The organism is Embleya scabrispora (genome assembly GCF_002024165.1).
Classification (GTDB): Bacteria; Actinomycetota; Actinomycetes; order Streptomycetales; family Streptomycetaceae; genus Embleya; species Embleya scabrispora_A.
The window spans coordinates 1,962,862-1,979,302 of record NZ_MWQN01000001.1; the positions used below are offsets into that span (position 1 = coordinate 1,962,862).

At 71.0% G+C, this 16,441-nt stretch carries 12 protein-coding genes and 1 pseudogene; all 13 read right to left on the minus strand.

Annotated features, from left to right (window positions below):
• Positions 1–80: 80 nt before the first annotated feature.
• On the minus strand, positions 81–1,208 hold the full coding sequence (locus B4N89_RS08520) for a branched-chain amino acid aminotransferase (protein ID WP_078975291.1): 1,128 nt from the start codon (positions 1,206–1,208) through the stop codon (positions 81–83).
• A gap of 244 nt (positions 1,209–1,452) precedes the next feature.
• Entirely contained in the window at positions 1,453–2,496 is a 1,044-nt protein-coding gene (locus B4N89_RS08525) for a 3-isopropylmalate dehydrogenase (protein WP_078975292.1), read from the minus strand.
• Positions 2,497–3,115: 619 nt separating this feature from the next.
• Positions 3,116–4,705, minus strand: coding sequence for a phosphoglycerate dehydrogenase (gene serA, locus B4N89_RS08530; RefSeq protein ID WP_078975293.1), 1,590 nt, complete (start codon positions 4,703–4,705; stop codon positions 3,116–3,118).
• A gap of 208 nt (positions 4,706–4,913) precedes the next feature.
• Positions 4,914–5,306 carry a hypothetical protein gene (locus B4N89_RS08535; protein ID WP_078979204.1) on the minus strand — a complete coding sequence of 131 codons (393 nt, stop codon included), beginning with the start codon at positions 5,304–5,306 and terminating at the stop codon, positions 4,914–4,916.
• 78 nt (positions 5,307–5,384) lie between these two features.
• A complete protein-coding gene (locus B4N89_RS08540) occupies positions 5,385–6,206 on the minus strand; it encodes an FHA domain-containing protein (RefSeq protein ID WP_078975294.1) in 822 nt (273 codons plus the stop codon).
• 31 nt (positions 6,207–6,237) lie between these two features.
• Positions 6,238–7,068, minus strand: coding sequence for a hypothetical protein (locus B4N89_RS08545; protein ID WP_078975295.1), 831 nt, complete (start codon positions 7,066–7,068; stop codon positions 6,238–6,240).
• A 55-nt stretch (positions 7,069–7,123) separates the two neighbouring features.
• Complete coding sequence (locus B4N89_RS52540; protein ID WP_143657900.1) at positions 7,124–8,827, minus strand: PP2C family protein-serine/threonine phosphatase; 1,704 nt, start codon at positions 8,825–8,827, stop codon at positions 7,124–7,126.
• Between the two features lie 261 nt (positions 8,828–9,088).
• Positions 9,089–9,604 (minus strand): SigE family RNA polymerase sigma factor, encoded by a 516-nt coding sequence (locus B4N89_RS08555; protein WP_078975297.1) that lies wholly within the window; start codon positions 9,602–9,604, stop codon positions 9,089–9,091.
• A gap of 475 nt (positions 9,605–10,079) precedes the next feature.
• Positions 10,080–12,104, minus strand: a complete 2,025-nt coding sequence (locus B4N89_RS08565; RefSeq protein WP_078975299.1) for a DUF6571 family protein — start codon at positions 12,102–12,104, stop codon at positions 10,080–10,082.
• Positions 12,105–12,212: 108 nt separating this feature from the next.
• On the minus strand, positions 12,213–12,593 hold the full coding sequence (locus tag B4N89_RS08570) for a hypothetical protein (protein ID WP_078975300.1): 381 nt from the start codon (positions 12,591–12,593) through the stop codon (positions 12,213–12,215).
• A gap of 149 nt (positions 12,594–12,742) precedes the next feature.
• The gene (gene ilvC, locus B4N89_RS08575) at positions 12,743–13,741 is read right to left on the minus strand and encodes a ketol-acid reductoisomerase (protein WP_078979205.1); all 999 of its coding nucleotides are present in this window, start codon (positions 13,739–13,741) and stop codon (positions 12,743–12,745) included.
• A gap of 140 nt (positions 13,742–13,881) precedes the next feature.
• A complete protein-coding gene (gene ilvN / locus B4N89_RS08580) occupies positions 13,882–14,409 on the minus strand; it encodes an acetolactate synthase small subunit (protein ID WP_020556335.1) in 528 nt (175 codons plus the stop codon).
• 43 nt (positions 14,410–14,452) lie between these two features.
• Positions 14,453–16,225: pseudogene (locus B4N89_RS08585) on the minus strand (acetolactate synthase large subunit); the annotation flags it as partial.
• Positions 16,226–16,441 lie beyond the last annotated feature (216 nt).

Consider the following 16,441-nt stretch of genomic DNA (forward strand, 5'->3'; position numbering starts at 1 on the left):
GTGCGAGGAGAGCGGCCGGAGGCCGCCGCGGCGTAGCCGCACCGCGCGCAGCGCGGCTTTCCAGAGCGGCCGGAGGCCGCCTAGATCCTGTGGGTCCAGCCGTGGGTGTCCTCTGCGCGGCCGGTTTGGATGTCGACCAACGCCTTGCGCAGTTCCATCGTGATCGGGCCTGCCTCGCCCGTGCCGACCGTCCAGTTCGCGGTGGTGGACTTGACCGAGCCGACCGGGGTGATCACCGCGGCGGTGCCGCAGGCGAAGACCTCGGTGAGGGTGCCGTTCGTGTTGCCCTCGCGCCAGTCGTCGACCGAGATCTGCGCCTCCTCGGCGGCGTAGCCGCGGTCGGCGGCCAGCCGCAGCAGCGAGTCGCGGGTGATGCCGGGCAGCAGCGAGCCGGTCAGGCGCGGGGTGACGATCCGCGCGTCCCTGCCCTCCCCGTACACGAAGTACAGGTTCATCCCGCCCATCTCCTCGATCCAGCGACGCTCCACCGCGTCCAGCCAGACCACCTGGTCACAGCCCTGCTCCAGGGCCTGGGCCTGGGCGACCAGGGACGCGGCGTAGTTGCCGGCGCACTTGGCCGCGCCGGTGCCGCCGGGCACCGCGCGCACGTACTCCTGGGAGAGCCAGACCGAGACCGGCTTGACGCCGCCCGCGAAGTAGGGGCCTGCGGGCGAGGCGATCACCACGAACAGGAACTCGTTCGAGGGCCGCACGCCGAGTCCGACCTCGGTGGCGAACATGAACGGTCGGATGTACAGGCTCTCCTCGGGCGCGCTGGGCACCCAGGCGACGTCCTGGCGGATCAGCGCGTCCACCGCGGCCACGAACAGGTCCTGGGGCAGTTCCGGCATGGCCAGGCGGCGCGCGGAGTGCTGGAAGCGCTCGGCGTTGGCGTAGGGCCGGAAGGTGGCCACGCTGCCGTCGGGGCGGCGGTAGGCCTTGAGCCCTTCGAAGATGGACTGCGCGTAGTGCAGCGTCATGTTCGCGGGGTCGATGTCCAGGGACGCGTAGGGGGTGAGCTGCGCGTCGTACCAACCGCGTCCGGCGCTCCACCTGATCGTCACCATGTGCTCGGTGAACACGCGGCCGAAGCCCGGGTTCTCCAGGCGTGTGGCGCGCTCGGTGTCGCTCAGCGGGTGCGCGGTGGGCTTGAGGTCGATCGACAGGGATGCCTGGAGGGCGGGCTCCTGTGGGGCGGCAGTCGTCATGGCTGGTTCTCGTCCTTCACCGTGGAGTATGGCGGGGCTGGGGCTGCGGGTACCCGGCTTCCCGCACATGGACGTACTGGAAGTGTCCCGGGAACCGCACCCGCGTTCCACCCGGTGAGACGTTAACGCAGTCGACCGGGATCCCGACAGGCGCGGCCCCCGTCCCGCCGAACGACCGACTCGCCGGTCCGGCAGGGGGCACGCGTCGACGGTCCCGGTCGACGGACGTGGTGGTGCCGGCGAATCAGCCGGCTACTCGGGCCGCGAGCGCGTCGCCGATCTGCGACGTGGTGCGCGCGCCGAGGGTCGCCCGCTCGGCGAGGTCGGCGTACACCGCGGCCTCGACCCGGCGGGCCTCCTCGGTCCGGCCGAGGTGTTCGAGCAGCATGGCCACCGACAACACCGCGGCGGTGGGGTCGGCCTTGCCCTGGCCGGCGATGTCCGGCGCGGAGCCGTGCACCGGCTCGAACATGGACGGGAACTCGCCCGACGGGTTGATGTTGCCGCTGGCCGCGAGGCCGATGCCGCCCGCGATGGCGGCGGCGAGGTCGGTGATGATGTCGCCGAAGAGGTTGTCGGTGACGATCACGTCGAAGCGCTCGGGCTGGGTGACCATGAAGATGGTCGCCGCGTCCACGTGCAGGTAGTCGGTGGTGACGTCGGGGAAGTCGGCGGCCACGGCCTGGAAGATCCGCGTCCACAGGTGTCCGGCGTGCACCAGCACGTTGTTCTTGTGCACCAGGGTCAGCTTCTTGCGCGGCCGGGCCTGGGCGCGGGCGAACGCGTCGCGCACGACCCGCTCGATGCCGAACGCGGTGTTGACGCTGACCTCGGTGGCCACCTCGTGCTCGGTGCCGGTGCGCAGCGAGCCGCCGTTGCCGGTGTACGGGCCCTCGGTGCCCTCGCGGACCACCACGAAGTCGATCTTCGCGTCGGGTCCGAGGGGTGAGACCACGCCCGGCGCCAGGCGGGCCGGGCGCAGGTTGACGTGGTGGTCGAAGGCGAAGCGGAGCTTGAGCAGCAGGCCCCGCTCCAGGACCCCCGAGGGCACGCTGGGGTCGCCGATGGCGCCGAGCAGGATCGCGTCCCGGTCGCGCAACTCGGCGAGCACGCTGTCGGGCAGCGTCTCTCCCGTGCGGTGGTACAGGCGGGCACCGAGGTCGTACTCGGTGGTCTCCACCTTGACGTCGGCCGGGAGTACGGCGCCGAGGACCTTCAGACCCTCCGCGACCACTTCCTGACCGATGCCGTCACCGGGAACCACTGCGAGACGAATGCTGCGAGACATGCGGGGACCCTACCTTTCGTCCCATGGGCCGACATGCGGCGTCCGGATGATGGGACGCTCAGCGCTCCTCGTCGGACGGGCCTCCGTTGTCGCGCCGGTCGAGGGCGCGCTGGAGGGCTCGGGCGGCGTTGCGGCGCGTGGTTTCGTCCATGACTGCACTTCCTTCACAAGGCGGCGACTACACGGTGTGCGACGGACACGTGCGAGAGCCTTGTGGGCGTGCCGAAATTTCCTGCCGTACGGGGATTTCCGGGAACGGAAGGAGCCGTCTTCCTTCACGGTAGGCGACGAACGACATCGATGTCTGCAATTTACTCGGAGTTCCTACTATCTGAGACCGACACCCCTCGAACGGCCCAGACGGCGGACGCCACACGGAGCCGACCGGCACGCTCCGCACGGCCATCGGTCCGGCCGACGGGACAAGGCCCCGGACGCAATGCCGAAGGCCCGGGAGGAAACCTCCCGGGCCTTCGAGGTGAAGCGGCCGAACGTTGTGCCGCGTCGAGACGACTTGGGCAGTTCCCCGGCGCGTCAGCGCCCACGATGTGACCGTCGAGCGCGGCGAGGAGAGCGCCCGGAGGCCGCCGGCGGCGCAGCCGCCCCGCGCGACGCGCGGTCAGTCCTCCAGGTTCACCGAGCGCACGAACGCGGCGCCGATCTCCTCGGCGATGGCGTTCAGGATCTGCGGCTCGACCGTGGTGTCCACGGTCAGCGCGACCAGCGCCTCGCCGCCCTTGGCGGCGCGGGCGACCTGCATGCCGGCGATGTTGACGCCCGCCTCGCCGAGGTGGCGGCCGATCACGCCGACCACGCCGGGCTTGTCGGCGTAGCGCAGGAAGACCATGTGCGCGGTGAGCACCAGGTCCACGTCGAAGCCGTGCACCTCGACGATCTTCTCGATGTTCTTCGGGCCCGCCAGGGTGCCGGAGACCGAGATCTCCTCGCCGTCGGTGAGCGTGCCGCGCACGGTGACCAGGTTGCGGTGGTCGGGGCTTTCCGAGCCGGTGGTCAGCCGGATCTCCACGCCGCGCTCCTGGGCGAGCAGCGGGGCGTTGACGTAGGAGACCGATTCCTCCACCACGTCGGCGAACACGCCCTTGAGCGCCGCCAGCTCCAGCACCTTCACGTCGTGCTGGGTGATCTCGCCGCGCACCTCGACATCGAGGCGGACCGCGACGCCGCCGGCCAGGGCGGTGAAGATCCGGCCCAGCTTCTCGGCCAGCGGCAGACCCGGGCGCACGTCCTCGGCGATCACGCCGCCCTGCACGTTGACCGCGTCCGGCACCAGTTCGCCGGCGAGGGCGAGCCGTACCGACTTGGCCACCGCGACGCCGGCCTTCTCCTGCGCCTCGTCGGTGCTCGCGCCCAGGTGCGGCGTGGCCACCACGTTGTCGAACTCGAACAGCGGGCTGTCCGTGCACGGCTCCTTGGCGAACACGTCGAGCCCGGCGCCGGCGACCCGGCCCTCCTTGAGCGCGGACGCCAGCGCGACCTCGTCGACGATCCCGCCGCGCGCGGCGTTGACGATCCGCACCGTCGGCTTGACCCGGCGCAGCGCGTCCTCGCCGATCAGACCCAGCGTCTCCGGGGTCTTCGGCAGGTGCACGGTGATGAAGTCGGACTGCTCCAGGACCTCGTCCAGGGTGAGCAGTCGCACGCCCATCTGCGCGGCGCGGGCGGGCTGCACGTAGGGGTCGTAGGCCACGATGTTCATCCCGAACGCGGACATGCGCTGCGCGACCAGGACGCCGATCCGGCCCAGGCCGACCACGCCGAGGGTCTTCTCGGACAGCTCGACGCCGGTGTACTTGCTGCGCTTCCACTCGCCGTTCTTGAGCGCGGCGCTGCCCTGCGGGATGTTGCGCGCGACCGAGATGATCAGGCCGCAGGCCAGTTCGGCGGCGGTGACGATGTTCGAGGTCGGCGCGTTGACGACCATCACGCCGGCCTTGGTGGCGGCGGGGACGTCGACGTTGTCCAGGCCCACGCCCGCGCGCGCGACGACCTTGAGCTGCCGGGCCGCGGCGATCGCCTCGGCGTCCACCTTGGTGGCGCTGCGGATCAGGATGGCGTCGACGTCGGCGATCGCGGACAGCAGCTCACCGCGGTCGGCACCGTCGCAGTGGCGGATCTCGAAGTCGGGTCCGAGGGCGTCGACGGTGGCCGGCGACAGTTCCTCGGCGATCAGAACGACGGGCTTGCTCACGGTTTTCCTTCGCCTGCTGCGATGACGGGTGGTCGCGTGCGAAGCCGCACGACGGGTGGCCTGACGCGTGGCCGATCCTACCGCCGCCTTGTGAAGGACTTCACAGATGTCCGATGTGTGGACGCCGGCATGCGAGACATTGTTTCTGACGGCCAGTCAGGTCGAGGTGTCGATCGGCGGGACCGCCTCGGGCGGCCCGCGGCGGTGCTCAGTCGGCCGCCAGGAACCAGCCGATGGTGACCCGGCGCTGCCCGTTGAGGTCGAGGATGACCACCTCGCCGGACCCGGGCCGGGGCAGCGGCGCGGTGCCGCCATAGGGCAGCAGGCGTGCTTCGCCGTCGTCGACCTGTACCTCGGCCACCGGCGCGTCCTGCGAGCCGCGCCGCCAGGTGACCCACCAGATGCCGTCGTCGCCGCACTGGAATTCGAGATGCACCCTGGACACGAACAGCCAGTCGGCCGGTGTCACGAGGTGGCAGCGGGTCGCGTCGCGACCGACCGCCAACGTCGCCCCCGGCCGGCTCGGCGCGCTTGCCATCAGCATGGCAACCGTCGCCGCGTCGTCCGCCCCCGACGTCGACGCCATGTTGAGATCGAGCACCGGTTCCTCCCCCACGCTCCTGGTCGTCAGATCCTCGGTCCGTCCCCCGTGCCGCCCGCCCCTCGGGCCGGCCCGCCGTCAGTCGTTCGAACCGCCGCGCCGGCCGCACGGGCACGGCTCGTGTCCCACAATGCCGCAGACGACCGCGGTCTGCGCGATCAGGTCCCACCCGCCGTGGACGTGCGGGGTGGTGTCCAGGTAGTCGGGCCCCAACAGATGGTTCAGTTCGGGGCAAAGATCCGAACTATAGAAATCCCTGCGCAATTCGGTCTTGCAGCGCTCGACCGTGGCCTTGGCCATGTACAACATCTCGCACAGCTCGTCGGTGGTGCGCGGACGCTTGGTGGCCCTGCCGTGGATCCAGTCGCACGACATCGCCGCCAGCACCTCCAGGCGCACCCCTTGCAGCTTGTCGCGCAACTTGTCCGGGGCCGCGTCGATCGTGTCCACCCCGCCGCCGCCGAGCCCGACCTCGTCCGTCGGCCGGATCGGCTGCATCGCCCGCCACGCGAGCACCACGCTGCGCCGCCGGGCCAGATCGCTGACCAGGATGCTTCCGCTGGTCCGCGCCGGCAGCGGCAGGATCGCGCCGTACGGCATGTCGTGCGAGGTCTCGCCGCGCTTGATCCGCACGATCGCCACCGGTGTGTCCCGCGTCCCGCGCGGCCATTCCACCGTCCAGCCGCGGTCCTCGCTGTACTCGAACACGAGGTGCTTGCGGGAAACGAAAAGCCAGTCGTGCGGGGTCAGCAGCGGTCGGCACGTGCTGGGATCGCGGCCCACGAACACCCGCGCGCCCGCCACGCCGGGCGTGCGCACGCTCTTGGGGTTCGGCAGCGGATCCCGTTCCGCCTCGCGACCGTCCTCCAACGCCGTGAACGACATGTTCAGTTCGAGCATTTTCCCCTCGCCCCCTCCCGGGTCCCACCGCTCACCTGGTACCCGCGTGCGGGGCGTCGGCACCACACGGACAGGGACCGCGTCCCGTTATTCCGTGGGTGACCGCCGTCTGCGCTATCAGGTCCCAGCCGCCGTGCACGTGCCGCACGGTGTCGAGGTAGTTCGGACCGAGCAGGGAGTTCAGCTCCGGGCACAGGCCCGAGCTGTAGAACTCGCGACGCAACTTGGTCTTGTACCGCTCGACCGTGGCGGCCGACAGGTGCAGCAGGTCGCACAGTTCCTTGGTCGACTTGGCGCGCTTGACCGGACGGCCGTGCACCCAGTCGCAGGACAGCGCGGCCAGCACCTCCATCTCCGTCTCGGAGAGGCGGTTCTGCAGCACGAACGGCGCGACGTCCTGGGTCTCGGGCACACCGACGTCGGGCTCGGTCGGCTCCTCGCCGGGGCGTTGCGGCAGGGACACCCGCCACTCCACCAGGACCCGCCGCCGCCGGGCGAGGTCGGTGACCACCACCCGGCCCGGGCGCAGCGAACCCAGCGGCAGCGTCGCGCCGTAGGGCACCGGTTCGGACACGCCTTCGCGGTCGATCTGGACGAGCGCCACCGGACGCGGGTGCGAACCCTGGAGCCACTCCACGCTCCAGCCGCGTTCCAGGGAGTAGACGAACTCCAGGTGCACCCGCGATACGAAGCGCCAGTCCTTCGGCGTGACCAGGCCACAGCGCGACGGGTCCCGGCCGATCGCGATCTTCTTGCCGGGCTCGCTTTGCACCTTCACCGTGCGCGGCCGGGCCAGGTCCGACTCCTGCTGGTCGGCGTCGTCCGACGTCGCCACGGTGAGGATCAGTTCGAGCATCGCCATCCGTCCGGTCTCGTGCCCCGCCCTGGGGCATCGCCCATCTTCGCCCGGTGAACCGTCACCAGGCCGTTCCGCCGTCCGACCGTAGGGCCCCGGGGGTACCCGACGCATCCTCCGATTGTTCCCTGGGGTCGGCGCCGGAGCGATGACCTTCCGGAACGGGCAGTGCGTCGCATTCGACCACGACCGCCGTGGCGTCGTCGTCACCGCTCTCGACGGCCGTCCTGGTCAAGGTCGTTGCGGCGTGGAAGGGGTCGCCGTGCACCAGGTCGGCGACCGTTTCGTCGGGCAGGTGGCCGACGCCGTCCGTGGCGAGGACCACACGGTCCCCGGGGTGCAGTTCGATGCGTTGCAGTTCGGGCTCGGGCGCCTGGGAGCCGCCGAGGGGGGTGGAGGTGAGCAGCCAGGGGCGGCCGAACTCGGCGGCGTTGCCCTGTTCGGTGAGCCGGAACGCCCGGCCGCCGCGGACCAGCCAGCACACGCTGTCGCCGCAGCCGGCCAGGTGCAGCCGGCCGTGTTGCAGGACGGCGGCCACCACGGTGGTGCGCATGCCCTCGTACTGCGCGACCCCGTGCCGGCGCACCGCCAGGTCGGCCACCGCGATCGCCGCGCCGAGCCGGTCGCTCCACCCCGCGGACAGGTCGGCGGCGGCGAGTTCGGACACCAGGGTGCGGACGGCGACGTCGGCCGCGTACCAACCGGCGGGGTGGCCGCCGAGGCCGTCGGCGACGATGAAGACCTCGCCCGTCGCGGCGTAGCGGTCGTCGTTGTCCCGCGCGGTCAGCTCCGGGCCCAGGCCCCGTCGTTCGCGGCGGGCGGCCCGGCGGCGGCCGGGGTGGGAGGAGGTCGACCAGGCGGACGCCTGCACGCCGAGCGGCGGGCCGCTGCGGGCCCGGATCTCCTCCTCGGTCGCCTCGGCGCGGCGCAGGCTGTCGCTGCGCGAGGTGGTGGGCACGTCGAGTTCGTCGGGCTCCTCGACGGCGTCCGCGGCGACCGGCAGCAGTTCGGTCCGCGCCTCGGGCGTCGGGGCCGCCTCCGGGGCGTGCGGCGTCTCGGGTGCGCGCGCCGCGTCGGGCGTGTAGGGCGTCTGCGGCACCCCGGCCGCCTCGGGCGTGTACGGCGGCTCCGGGACGCGCGGCGGCTCCGTGGGCATCGGCGGCACCGTGGGCGGGGGCGGCACGGCGGGCGCGGAGGCGAGCGTGGTGTCGGTGGAGCCGGCGGCGGCGATCGTGGGCGGCGGGGGCACCGCCTCGGCCCGGGACTCGGAGCGCACCGCGGGCGGGGTCACCGTGTGCGGCACCGGGTCGGGCGCGGGCTCGGCGTCCGCTGCCTCGGCCGCGAAGGTCTCGGCCGGTCGGGGCGCCCGGTCCCGCGGGGACGCCGCTCGCGCGCCGTCGGGCTCGCCGACCGCGGTCGGCGCGTGGTCGGTATCCGGCCGCTCGGCCGGCGCGGCGTCGTGGTCGAATTCCGGCCGGTCCGCCGGAGCCGCCGGGTCGGCCGGCTCGGCCGCGAAGGTGTCGTCGAACCCGCGTGGCGCCCGCGCCTCGACGGCCGGTTCGGCCACCGGCTCCGGTGCGGCCGACGGCTCGACCGGCGTCCGGGTCGGCGCGTCCTCGAAGTCGAGGTAGAGGTCACCGAAGATGTCGTCGTCGACCGCGGCCGGCCGCTCCGCGCGCAACTCGTCCTGCCGCAGCGTCCGTTCCGGGAAGCCACCGCGAGCCGGCACGGTCGTCTCCCGACCCGAGTCCCCTCTGCCCCTCATGTGTCTCACGCTCCACGATGTCGGACCGGAACGGCAAGTCCGGTGCGGCGATAGCACTGCCTCGTTCAAGCATGCTGCCTCGAATGCGCCGGTGGCATGTGAACCGGAGGCCAATTCCCTCGGGTTTCCCGGATCCGCCGGCTTCGACGCATCCGGATCGCGCGGGCGACGGTCCCCCACGCGCGCCCCGGCACGGCGCCCGGCCGGCGCGCACCGACACCCGACGCGCACGCGGGTTCGACGCGGGGTTCCCACACGGGTTCAGGAACGCCCGGTCCGGATCGCTTCCGAGCCGTCCGCGAGCAACCCCGCGAGTGCGGCCCGGCCGCGCGAGAGGCGGGCCTTGATGGTCCCCTCCGGCGCCCCCTCGTGCGCGGCGATCTCGGCCACCGACAGGCCGCCCATGTGGTGCATCACCACCGCGCGCCGCTGCGCCTCGGGGATCTGCCGCAACGCGGTGACCAGCGCGACCGATTCGGGGCCGGGCGCGGGCAGGTCGCGGTCCGGACCGTGTCGGATCCAGCTCTTGAGCGCGGTCCGGGTGCGCCGCCAGCGGCTGACCGCGATGCGCTGGCCCACCAGTCGGATCCAGGCGACCGGGTTCTCGTACGAACTGATCCGGTCCCAGTCCTTCCAGGCCCGGATGTAGGCCTCCTGCGCGGCCTCCTGGGCCTCGCCGAGATCTCCGGTCAGCGCGTACAGGTGGGCGACCAGGGCGCCGTGGCTCTCCGCGTAGAACACGTCGAAATCGGGGCGATCGCCCTTGTCCCGTCCCATTGTGTTCCCCCGCGTCCCGTCGCGGCGTGTTTCGTCCTGCCGTGACCCGGTACTTTATCCGGCCCCGGGCGTGCATCCGATCCCGGTTCGGGTCGCCGAATCCCCGGCCCGGGTTTCTCTCCCCCACCCACGCACGCGAAGCGGTGATCGGTTCCGTGTACCGACCAACCGAGTCCCGGCGACGTATACCAGCGCCACCGTCAGACCGGCGCCGAACAGCGCCCGGCGCACCTGCCTGCGCCGGGCGCACAGCGCGCGGATCGGGGGGCGCCCGGCTCCCGGGGCGGCGGCGAGGAGGCGACCCACATCACGTTCGAGCGCGCCGAACACACCGGCGATCGCCTCCTCCTCGGTCATGGTCGTGCATCCCCCGTCACTCACCCTGCCGGGCCGTGTGACACGTCCGGTACGGTGCACACGCGCGCCGGCACGCGGGGGTTGCGCCCGGGCGCGCGGTCGGGCGGGCGGATCGCCCTCACGGCCGGCCCATCGCCTCCCTGGCCCGGTCCTTGCCGACGGTGAAGTTGACGTTCGAGGTGGTGTCGTAGCCGGGCAGTTCGTTGTCCCGACCGTGCGTGTGCGCCCAGTCGGCGGCGATCTGCTGCATGTAGCCGCGCCCCCACGCGTGTTGGTCGGCGATCTCGCGGTCGGTCTGTGCCGAGGTGTCCACCTGGCTGTTCTGCGCGGCGTGGTCGGCGGTCAGCATGACCACCCGGGACAGCGGCTCGGCGACCATGGTCGGCAGCGGGCTCATCTTGACCGCGCCGGCGACCACGTTGGCGGCGCCCTTGCCGGTCCAGGTGGTCTGATCGTTGTACTCCTTGTCGCTGACCACCTGCTGGTTGCGCATCGCCTCGGTGCGCACCTCGTCCAGCATCCCGACCACCTGGGCCGAGTCGGCCAGATGCTGGTCGGCGGAGATGCCGGCGGGCGGGTTGCCGGTCGAGATGCGTTCCAGACCGACCGCGATGAAGGCGTGTTCGGCGTCGGCCATCTGTCGGAACGCCTTGGGGTCCTCGGCGAGGACCGCCATCGTGCGCATCAGGTCGTGGTCGGGGGTGCCGCCGAGGAACGCGGCCCGGGCCTCCCCCGAGTCCGGGAACAGCGGGTCCGGGCCCGAGGATCCGCCCGCGCGGTCGTTGCGCAGCTCGTTGTGGATGTCGGGCATGTACGAGGCCACCGCGTTGGTGACGCTGTCCCGGTAATCGGCGAAGTGCCCGCCCGGGCCCTCCTGTCCCACGGTGTGCATCGCGTCGGCGAAGATCCGCGCGCCCGCCTCGGTGTGCGCACCGCCGGTGCTCGCGCCGGCCGGATGCCCGGTGGCGGCGGCTTCGAAGGCCTGGCCGAACAGGTCGGCGGGCGAGCCGGGTCCGGTCTCGTTGCCCCAGTCCCGCCGCTTCATCAGGTAGTGCAGGTTGTCGCCCGACTTCGGGTCGAAGACCTGCTCGGCTGCGGCGGGGTCGCGCCCGAGCGCGTGCATCAGACCGGACAGCTGGTCGAGGTCGTGCCCGTCGGGCCCCATCGCCGCCGCCGGCACCGGGAAACGGTCGGATGTCGGCGGGATGGGCTCGTGCGGGTGGTAGCCGTCCCGGTCGAAGGCGACCATGTCCCTGCCCACGTCGGCGAGGAATCGCGTGTCCCAGTCCCCCTGGTGCAGCCAGTTGCCGATCAACTGGTATCCGGCGAGGTGGTGCTTGGGGATGTCCCGGAGTTCGTACGACGTGCGACCGGCGGCCTTGAGCCCGTCGATCCAGTTCCGCGTGACGTGCGGCTGCCCGGCGGACCGCGTGGCGGTGGCCAGGTTGGCGCCCAGCGAGTCCTGGATCGCGCGCAGCTTGTCGATGGTGGATTCGGGGATGTTGACGCCGGTCCCGTTGCGTCCCTTGTTGATCACGTCCGTCTCGAGCTGCAACAGCCCTTCCGGGCCCAGGGAGTTCAGCAGGTTGGTGGCGAAGATCGACGACTTCTCGTTGCCGTGCAGGAGGTTGCGCAACTCCTCGATCTCCTCCGGCGTCAGCGACTCGACCCGCTTGGCCAACTCCGCGGCACGGATGGAGTCGGGCAGTTCGCCGCCGCCGACCGCGTTCGCGTTGAACGAGGTGGCGCCGGCGCCGATGTCGCCCTCGAGTGCCGAGGCGGCACGCGCGTCGGCGTCGGTCGCGTCGTCGAGCGCGCTCCGGAACCTGTGCCGGAACTCCTCCGCCAGTCCCGTCATCTTGTTCGTGTGCGCCTCGATGTCCTGCGGATCCGGTTGATGGCCCTGCGCCTCGAGCGGTCCCCACGTGAGCGATCCGTCGTCGTGCACCGTCAACTCGTGCGCCCGGGCGTCGGCGATCGCGTCCGTCAACCGTTTCTTCGCCCCGCCGATGTCGTCCGCCGCGTCGCGCAGGATCGCGCAGATCGCCCGGAGTTCGGTCTTGCCGCCCTCGAACACCTCGTCCAGGCCCCGGTATCGGGCCAGCGTGGCCTTGGCGGAGGGTCCGTCCCACTGACCGGTCACCGTCAACGCCCTTGCGTCGACCCGGATCAGCTGCTGGTTGTGGTCCAGCCAGGACGCGAAGTCGTAGAACTCCTGGGCCGATTCGCGCAGCGCCTAAGTCGACCACGGTCAACCCACCTTCCCGGCAAGGGAGATGGTGACCGCGTGCTCGTTGCGCTCGTAGTTGTCGGCGATCGAGTACAGCCCGTCGGAGATCTCGCCCAGATCGGTGGTCAGCCGCGCGATCTGGTCCTTCCACCGCGCGGTGGTCAACGGGGCGGCCAACCGCCAACCGGCGCACGCGGTCCTGGCGCTCGGCGCGTCCGGCACCGACCGCACGGTGTTCACCTCGCCGGCCATCACGTGCAACGTCTTGGCGGAGGTGCGCAGTTGTTGCGCCTCGACCTTGGTCTTGTCGTTCGGACCGGTGGTGCCGCCGCTGCCGGGTGGGATCACGGTCTGCGGCATACCGGGGTTCAGGACGCTCCGGATCTTCGAGGGATCGCTCATGATCGCCGAGTCAAGCGATCATGGGATGGCGTTCGAAACCGACGCGTGGTAAAGCCCGCGTGAACGGCGGGGGCCCGATCCGGAAAGTGCCCCGGACCGATCCGGTCCGGGGCACCCATGCCGCCGTGTGGCGGGCAACTCGTCGAGGATCAGGCCTCGTTGGTCACCCAGCTCATCATCTTGCGGAGCTCCTTGCCGGTGGTCTCCAGCTTGTGCTCGGCGTCCGCCTTCACGTACTCCTTGTACTTGGGCAGACCCGCCTCGTACTCCGCCATCCACGCGGTCGCGAACGAGCCGTCCTGGATCTCGGCGAGGACCTTCTTCATCTCCGCCTTGGTGTCGGCGGTGATGATCCGGGGGCCGGTGATGTAGTCGCCCCACTCGGCGGTCTCGGAGACCGACCAGCGCATCTTCTCCAGGCCGCCCTCGTACATGAGGTCGACGATCAGCTTCAGCTCGTGCATGCACTCGAAGTAGGCGATCTCCGGCTGGTAGCCGGCCTCGACCAGGGTCTCGAAGCCCGCCTTGACCAGCGCCGAGGCGCCGCCGCAGAGCACCGCCTGCTCGCCGAACAGGTCGGTCTCGGTCTCCTCGGTGAAGGTGGTCTTGATCACGCCGGCGCGGGTGCCGCCGATGCCCTTCGCGTAGGAGAGCGCGAGCGCGAGGGCCTGGCCCGACGCGTCCTGCTCGACCGCGACGATGCACGGCACGCCGCGACCCTCTTCGTACTGCCGGCGCACGAGGTGGCCCGGGCCCTTGGGGGCGACCATGCACACGTCGATGTTGGCCGGCGGCTTGATGAAGCCGAACCGGATGTTGAAGCCGTGCCCGAAGAACAGCGCGTCGCCGTCCTGGAGGTTGGGCTCCACGGCCTCGGCGTAGACCTTGGCCTGGACCGGGTCCGGGGTGAGGATCATGATGACGCTCGCCTCGGCGGCGGCCTCGGCGGGGGTGACCACGCGCAGACCGGCCTCCTCGGCCTTGGTCCGGCTCTTCGAGCCCTCCAACAGACCGACCCGCACGTCGACGCCGGAGTCCCGCAGGGACAACGCGTGGGCGTGGCCCTGGCTGCCGTAGCCGAGCACCGCGACCTTGCGGTTCTGAATGATGGACAGGTCGGCGTCGTCGTCGTAGAACAGCTCGGCCACTTCGGGGTTCTCCTTCAAGACGGGTGTTTCCGGGGCCACGCCCCGCTCGTCATCTTCCCAAATTCGGAGCGGGGCGCGGTCCGCGGTCTGCAATGTGGACCGTGCCGGACCGGGGGTACGGGGTTCCGGCCGGGCCGGTGTCAGGCCGAGCGCTCCACCGACCGCAGCGAGCGGTCGGTGATCGAGCGGCCGCCGCGGCCGATGGCCACGACGCCGGACTGGACGAGTTCCTTGATGCCGAACGGCTCCAGCATGCGCAACATCGCGGCGAGCTTGTCGGGGCCGCCGGTGGCCTCGACGGTGACCGCCTCCGGCGAGACGTCGACCGTCTTGGCGCGGAAGAGCTGGACGATCTCCACCACCTGCGAGCGGGTCTCGTGGTCGGCGCGCACCTTGACCAGCAGGAGTTGGCGCTGCACCGACGCGGGCGGGTCCAGCTCGACGATCTTGAGCACGTTGACCAGCTTGTTCAGCTGCTTGGTCACCTGCTCCAGCGGCAGTTCCTCGACCACGCTGACCACGATGGTGATCCGGGAGATGTCCGGGTGTTCGGTGGTGCCGACCGCGAGCGAGTCGATGTTGAAGCCCCGACGCGAGAACAGTGCGGTGATCCGGGCGAGGACACCGGGCTTGTTCTCGACGAGGACCGAGAGGGTGTGCTTGGACATGATCGCTGGACTCCTATGCCTTCCTGATGCCCTGTCGGCCTGTTCAGTCGTCCGAGTCGCCGAAGTCGGGACGCACGTCGCGCGCCGCCATGACCTCGTCGTTGGAGGAACCGGCCGCGACCATCGGCCACACCATCGCGTCCTGGTGGACGACGAAGTCGATGACCACGGGCGCGTCGTTGATCGACATGGCCTTGTGGATGGTCTCGTCCAGCTGGTCCGGGCTCTCGCAGCGCAGTCCGACGCAGCCCATCGCCTCGGCGAGCTTGACGAAGTCGGGCAGCCGGCGGCTCTGCAGGTCGGTGTTGGAGTAGCGCTCGTTGTAGAAGAGCGTCTGCCACTGGCGGACCATGCCCAGGCTGCCGTTGTTGATGATGGCGACCTTGATCGGGATGTCGTTGACCGCGCAGGTGACCAGTTCCTGGTTGGTCATCTGGAAGCAGCCGTCGCCGTCGATCGCCCACACCGTGGTGTCCGGCATGCCGGCCTTGGCGCCCATCGCGGCGGGCACCGAGTAGCCCATGGTCCCGGCGCCGCCGGAGTTGAGCCAGGTGTACGGCTTCTCGTAGCGGATGAACTGCGAGGCCCACATCTGGTGTTGCCCGACGCCGGAGGCGAAGATCGTGTCCGGGCCGGAGATCGCGCCGAGGCGCTCGATCACCAGTTGCGGCGACAGCGAGCCGTCGGCCGGCAGGTCGTAGCCCAGCGGGTAGGTGTCGCGCCAGCGGTTCAGCGCGGTCCACCACTCCTGGTAGTCGCCGAACCGGCCGGCCTCGTGCTCGGCCTGGACCGCGACCACCAGGTCGGCGATCACCTCGCGGGCGTCGCCGACGATCGGCACGTCGGCGGTGCGGTTCTTGGAGATCTCGGCGGGGTCGATGTCGGCGTGCACGATGGTGGCGTGCGGCGCGAAGGTGTCGAGGCGGCCGGTGACCCGGTCGTCGAAGCGGGCGCCCAGGGCGAAGATCAGGTCCGACTTCTGCAGCGCGGTGACGGCGGCGACGGTGCCGTGCATCCCGGGCATGCCCAGGTGTTGCGGGTGGCTGTCGGGGAACGCGCCGAGCGCCATCAACGTGGTGACCACGGGCGCGCCGGTCAGCTCGGCGAGGATCTTCAGCTCGGCCGACGCGTGTGCCTTGAGCACGCCGCCGCCGACGTACAGGACTGGGCGCTTGGCCTCGCTGAGCAGCCGGGCGGCCTCGCGGATCTGCTTGGCGTGCGGCCGGGTGACCGGGCGGTAGCCGGGCAGTTCGGGGGTGCCGTTCCAGACGAAGTCCGTGGTCGCCTGGAGGGCGTCCTTGGAGATGTCGACCAGGACCGGGCCGGGCCGGCCGGTGGAGGCGATGTGGAACGCCGCGGCGATCGTGGGCGCGATCTCGGCCGGGTCGGTGACCAGGAAGTTGTGCTTGGTGATCGGCATCGTGATGCCGCAGATGTCCGCCTCCTGGAAGGCGTCCGTACCGATCGCGGCGCTGGCCACCTGGCCGGTGATGGCGACGATCGGCACCGAGTCCATGTGCGCGTCGGCGATCGGGGTCACCAGGTTGGTCGCGCCGGGGCCGGACGTGGCCATGCACACCCCGACCTTGCCGGTGGCCTGGGCGTATCCCTCGGCGGCGTGGCCGGCACCCTGCTCGTGCCGGACCAGGACGTGGCGCACCTTCGTCGAGTCCATCATCGGATCGTAGGCGGGAAGAATCGCGCCCCCGGGAATGCCGAAGACCGTGTCCACCCCTGCGGCTTCCAGGGAGCGGATCAGCGCTTGGGCTCCTGTCACCTGATCGGTCATGCTGTCGTCTCTTCTCGATCTGAAGTCGGCATATCGAGTGGGGCGCGAGGCCCGGACCCGTCGGACTGCAACAAAAAACCCCCCGTGCCGTTAGGCAAGCGAGGGGGGCGCGCGAACCGACTCTGTGGTCAGTTCACGCGCTTCTCAAGTACGAGGATTCGGGTCTGCATGCCCGCGACTCTCCCTCTGCGCCGGTATACGTGTCAAGCCGGGCCCTGACACGTCTCACGATACGAGACCCGA

What these genes read in the sequence shown, in the direction of transcription:
- B4N89_RS08520 (WP_078975291.1), bottom strand. Translation starts at nt 1,208, where the DNA reads ATGACGACTGCCGCCCCACAGGAGCCCGCCCTCCAGGCATCCCTGTCG.
- B4N89_RS08525 (WP_078975292.1), bottom strand. Translation starts at nt 2,496, where the DNA reads ATGTCTCGCAGCATTCGTCTCGCAGTGGTTCCCGGTGACGGCATCGGT.
- B4N89_RS08540 (WP_078975294.1), bottom strand. Translation starts at nt 6,206, where the DNA reads ATGCTCGAACTGAACATGTCGTTCACGGCGTTGGAGGACGGTCGCGAG.
- B4N89_RS08545 (WP_078975295.1), bottom strand. Translation starts at nt 7,068, where the DNA reads ATGGCGATGCTCGAACTGATCCTCACCGTGGCGACGTCGGACGACGCC.
- B4N89_RS52540 (WP_143657900.1), bottom strand. Translation starts at nt 8,827, where the DNA reads ATGAGGGGCAGAGGGGACTCGGGTCGGGAGACGACCGTGCCGGCTCGC.
- B4N89_RS08555 (WP_078975297.1), bottom strand. Translation starts at nt 9,604, where the DNA reads ATGGGACGGGACAAGGGCGATCGCCCCGATTTCGACGTGTTCTACGCG.
- B4N89_RS08570 (WP_078975300.1), bottom strand. Translation starts at nt 12,593, where the DNA reads ATGAGCGATCCCTCGAAGATCCGGAGCGTCCTGAACCCCGGTATGCCG.
- ilvN (WP_020556335.1), bottom strand. Translation starts at nt 14,409, where the DNA reads ATGTCCAAGCACACCCTCTCGGTCCTCGTCGAGAACAAGCCCGGTGTC.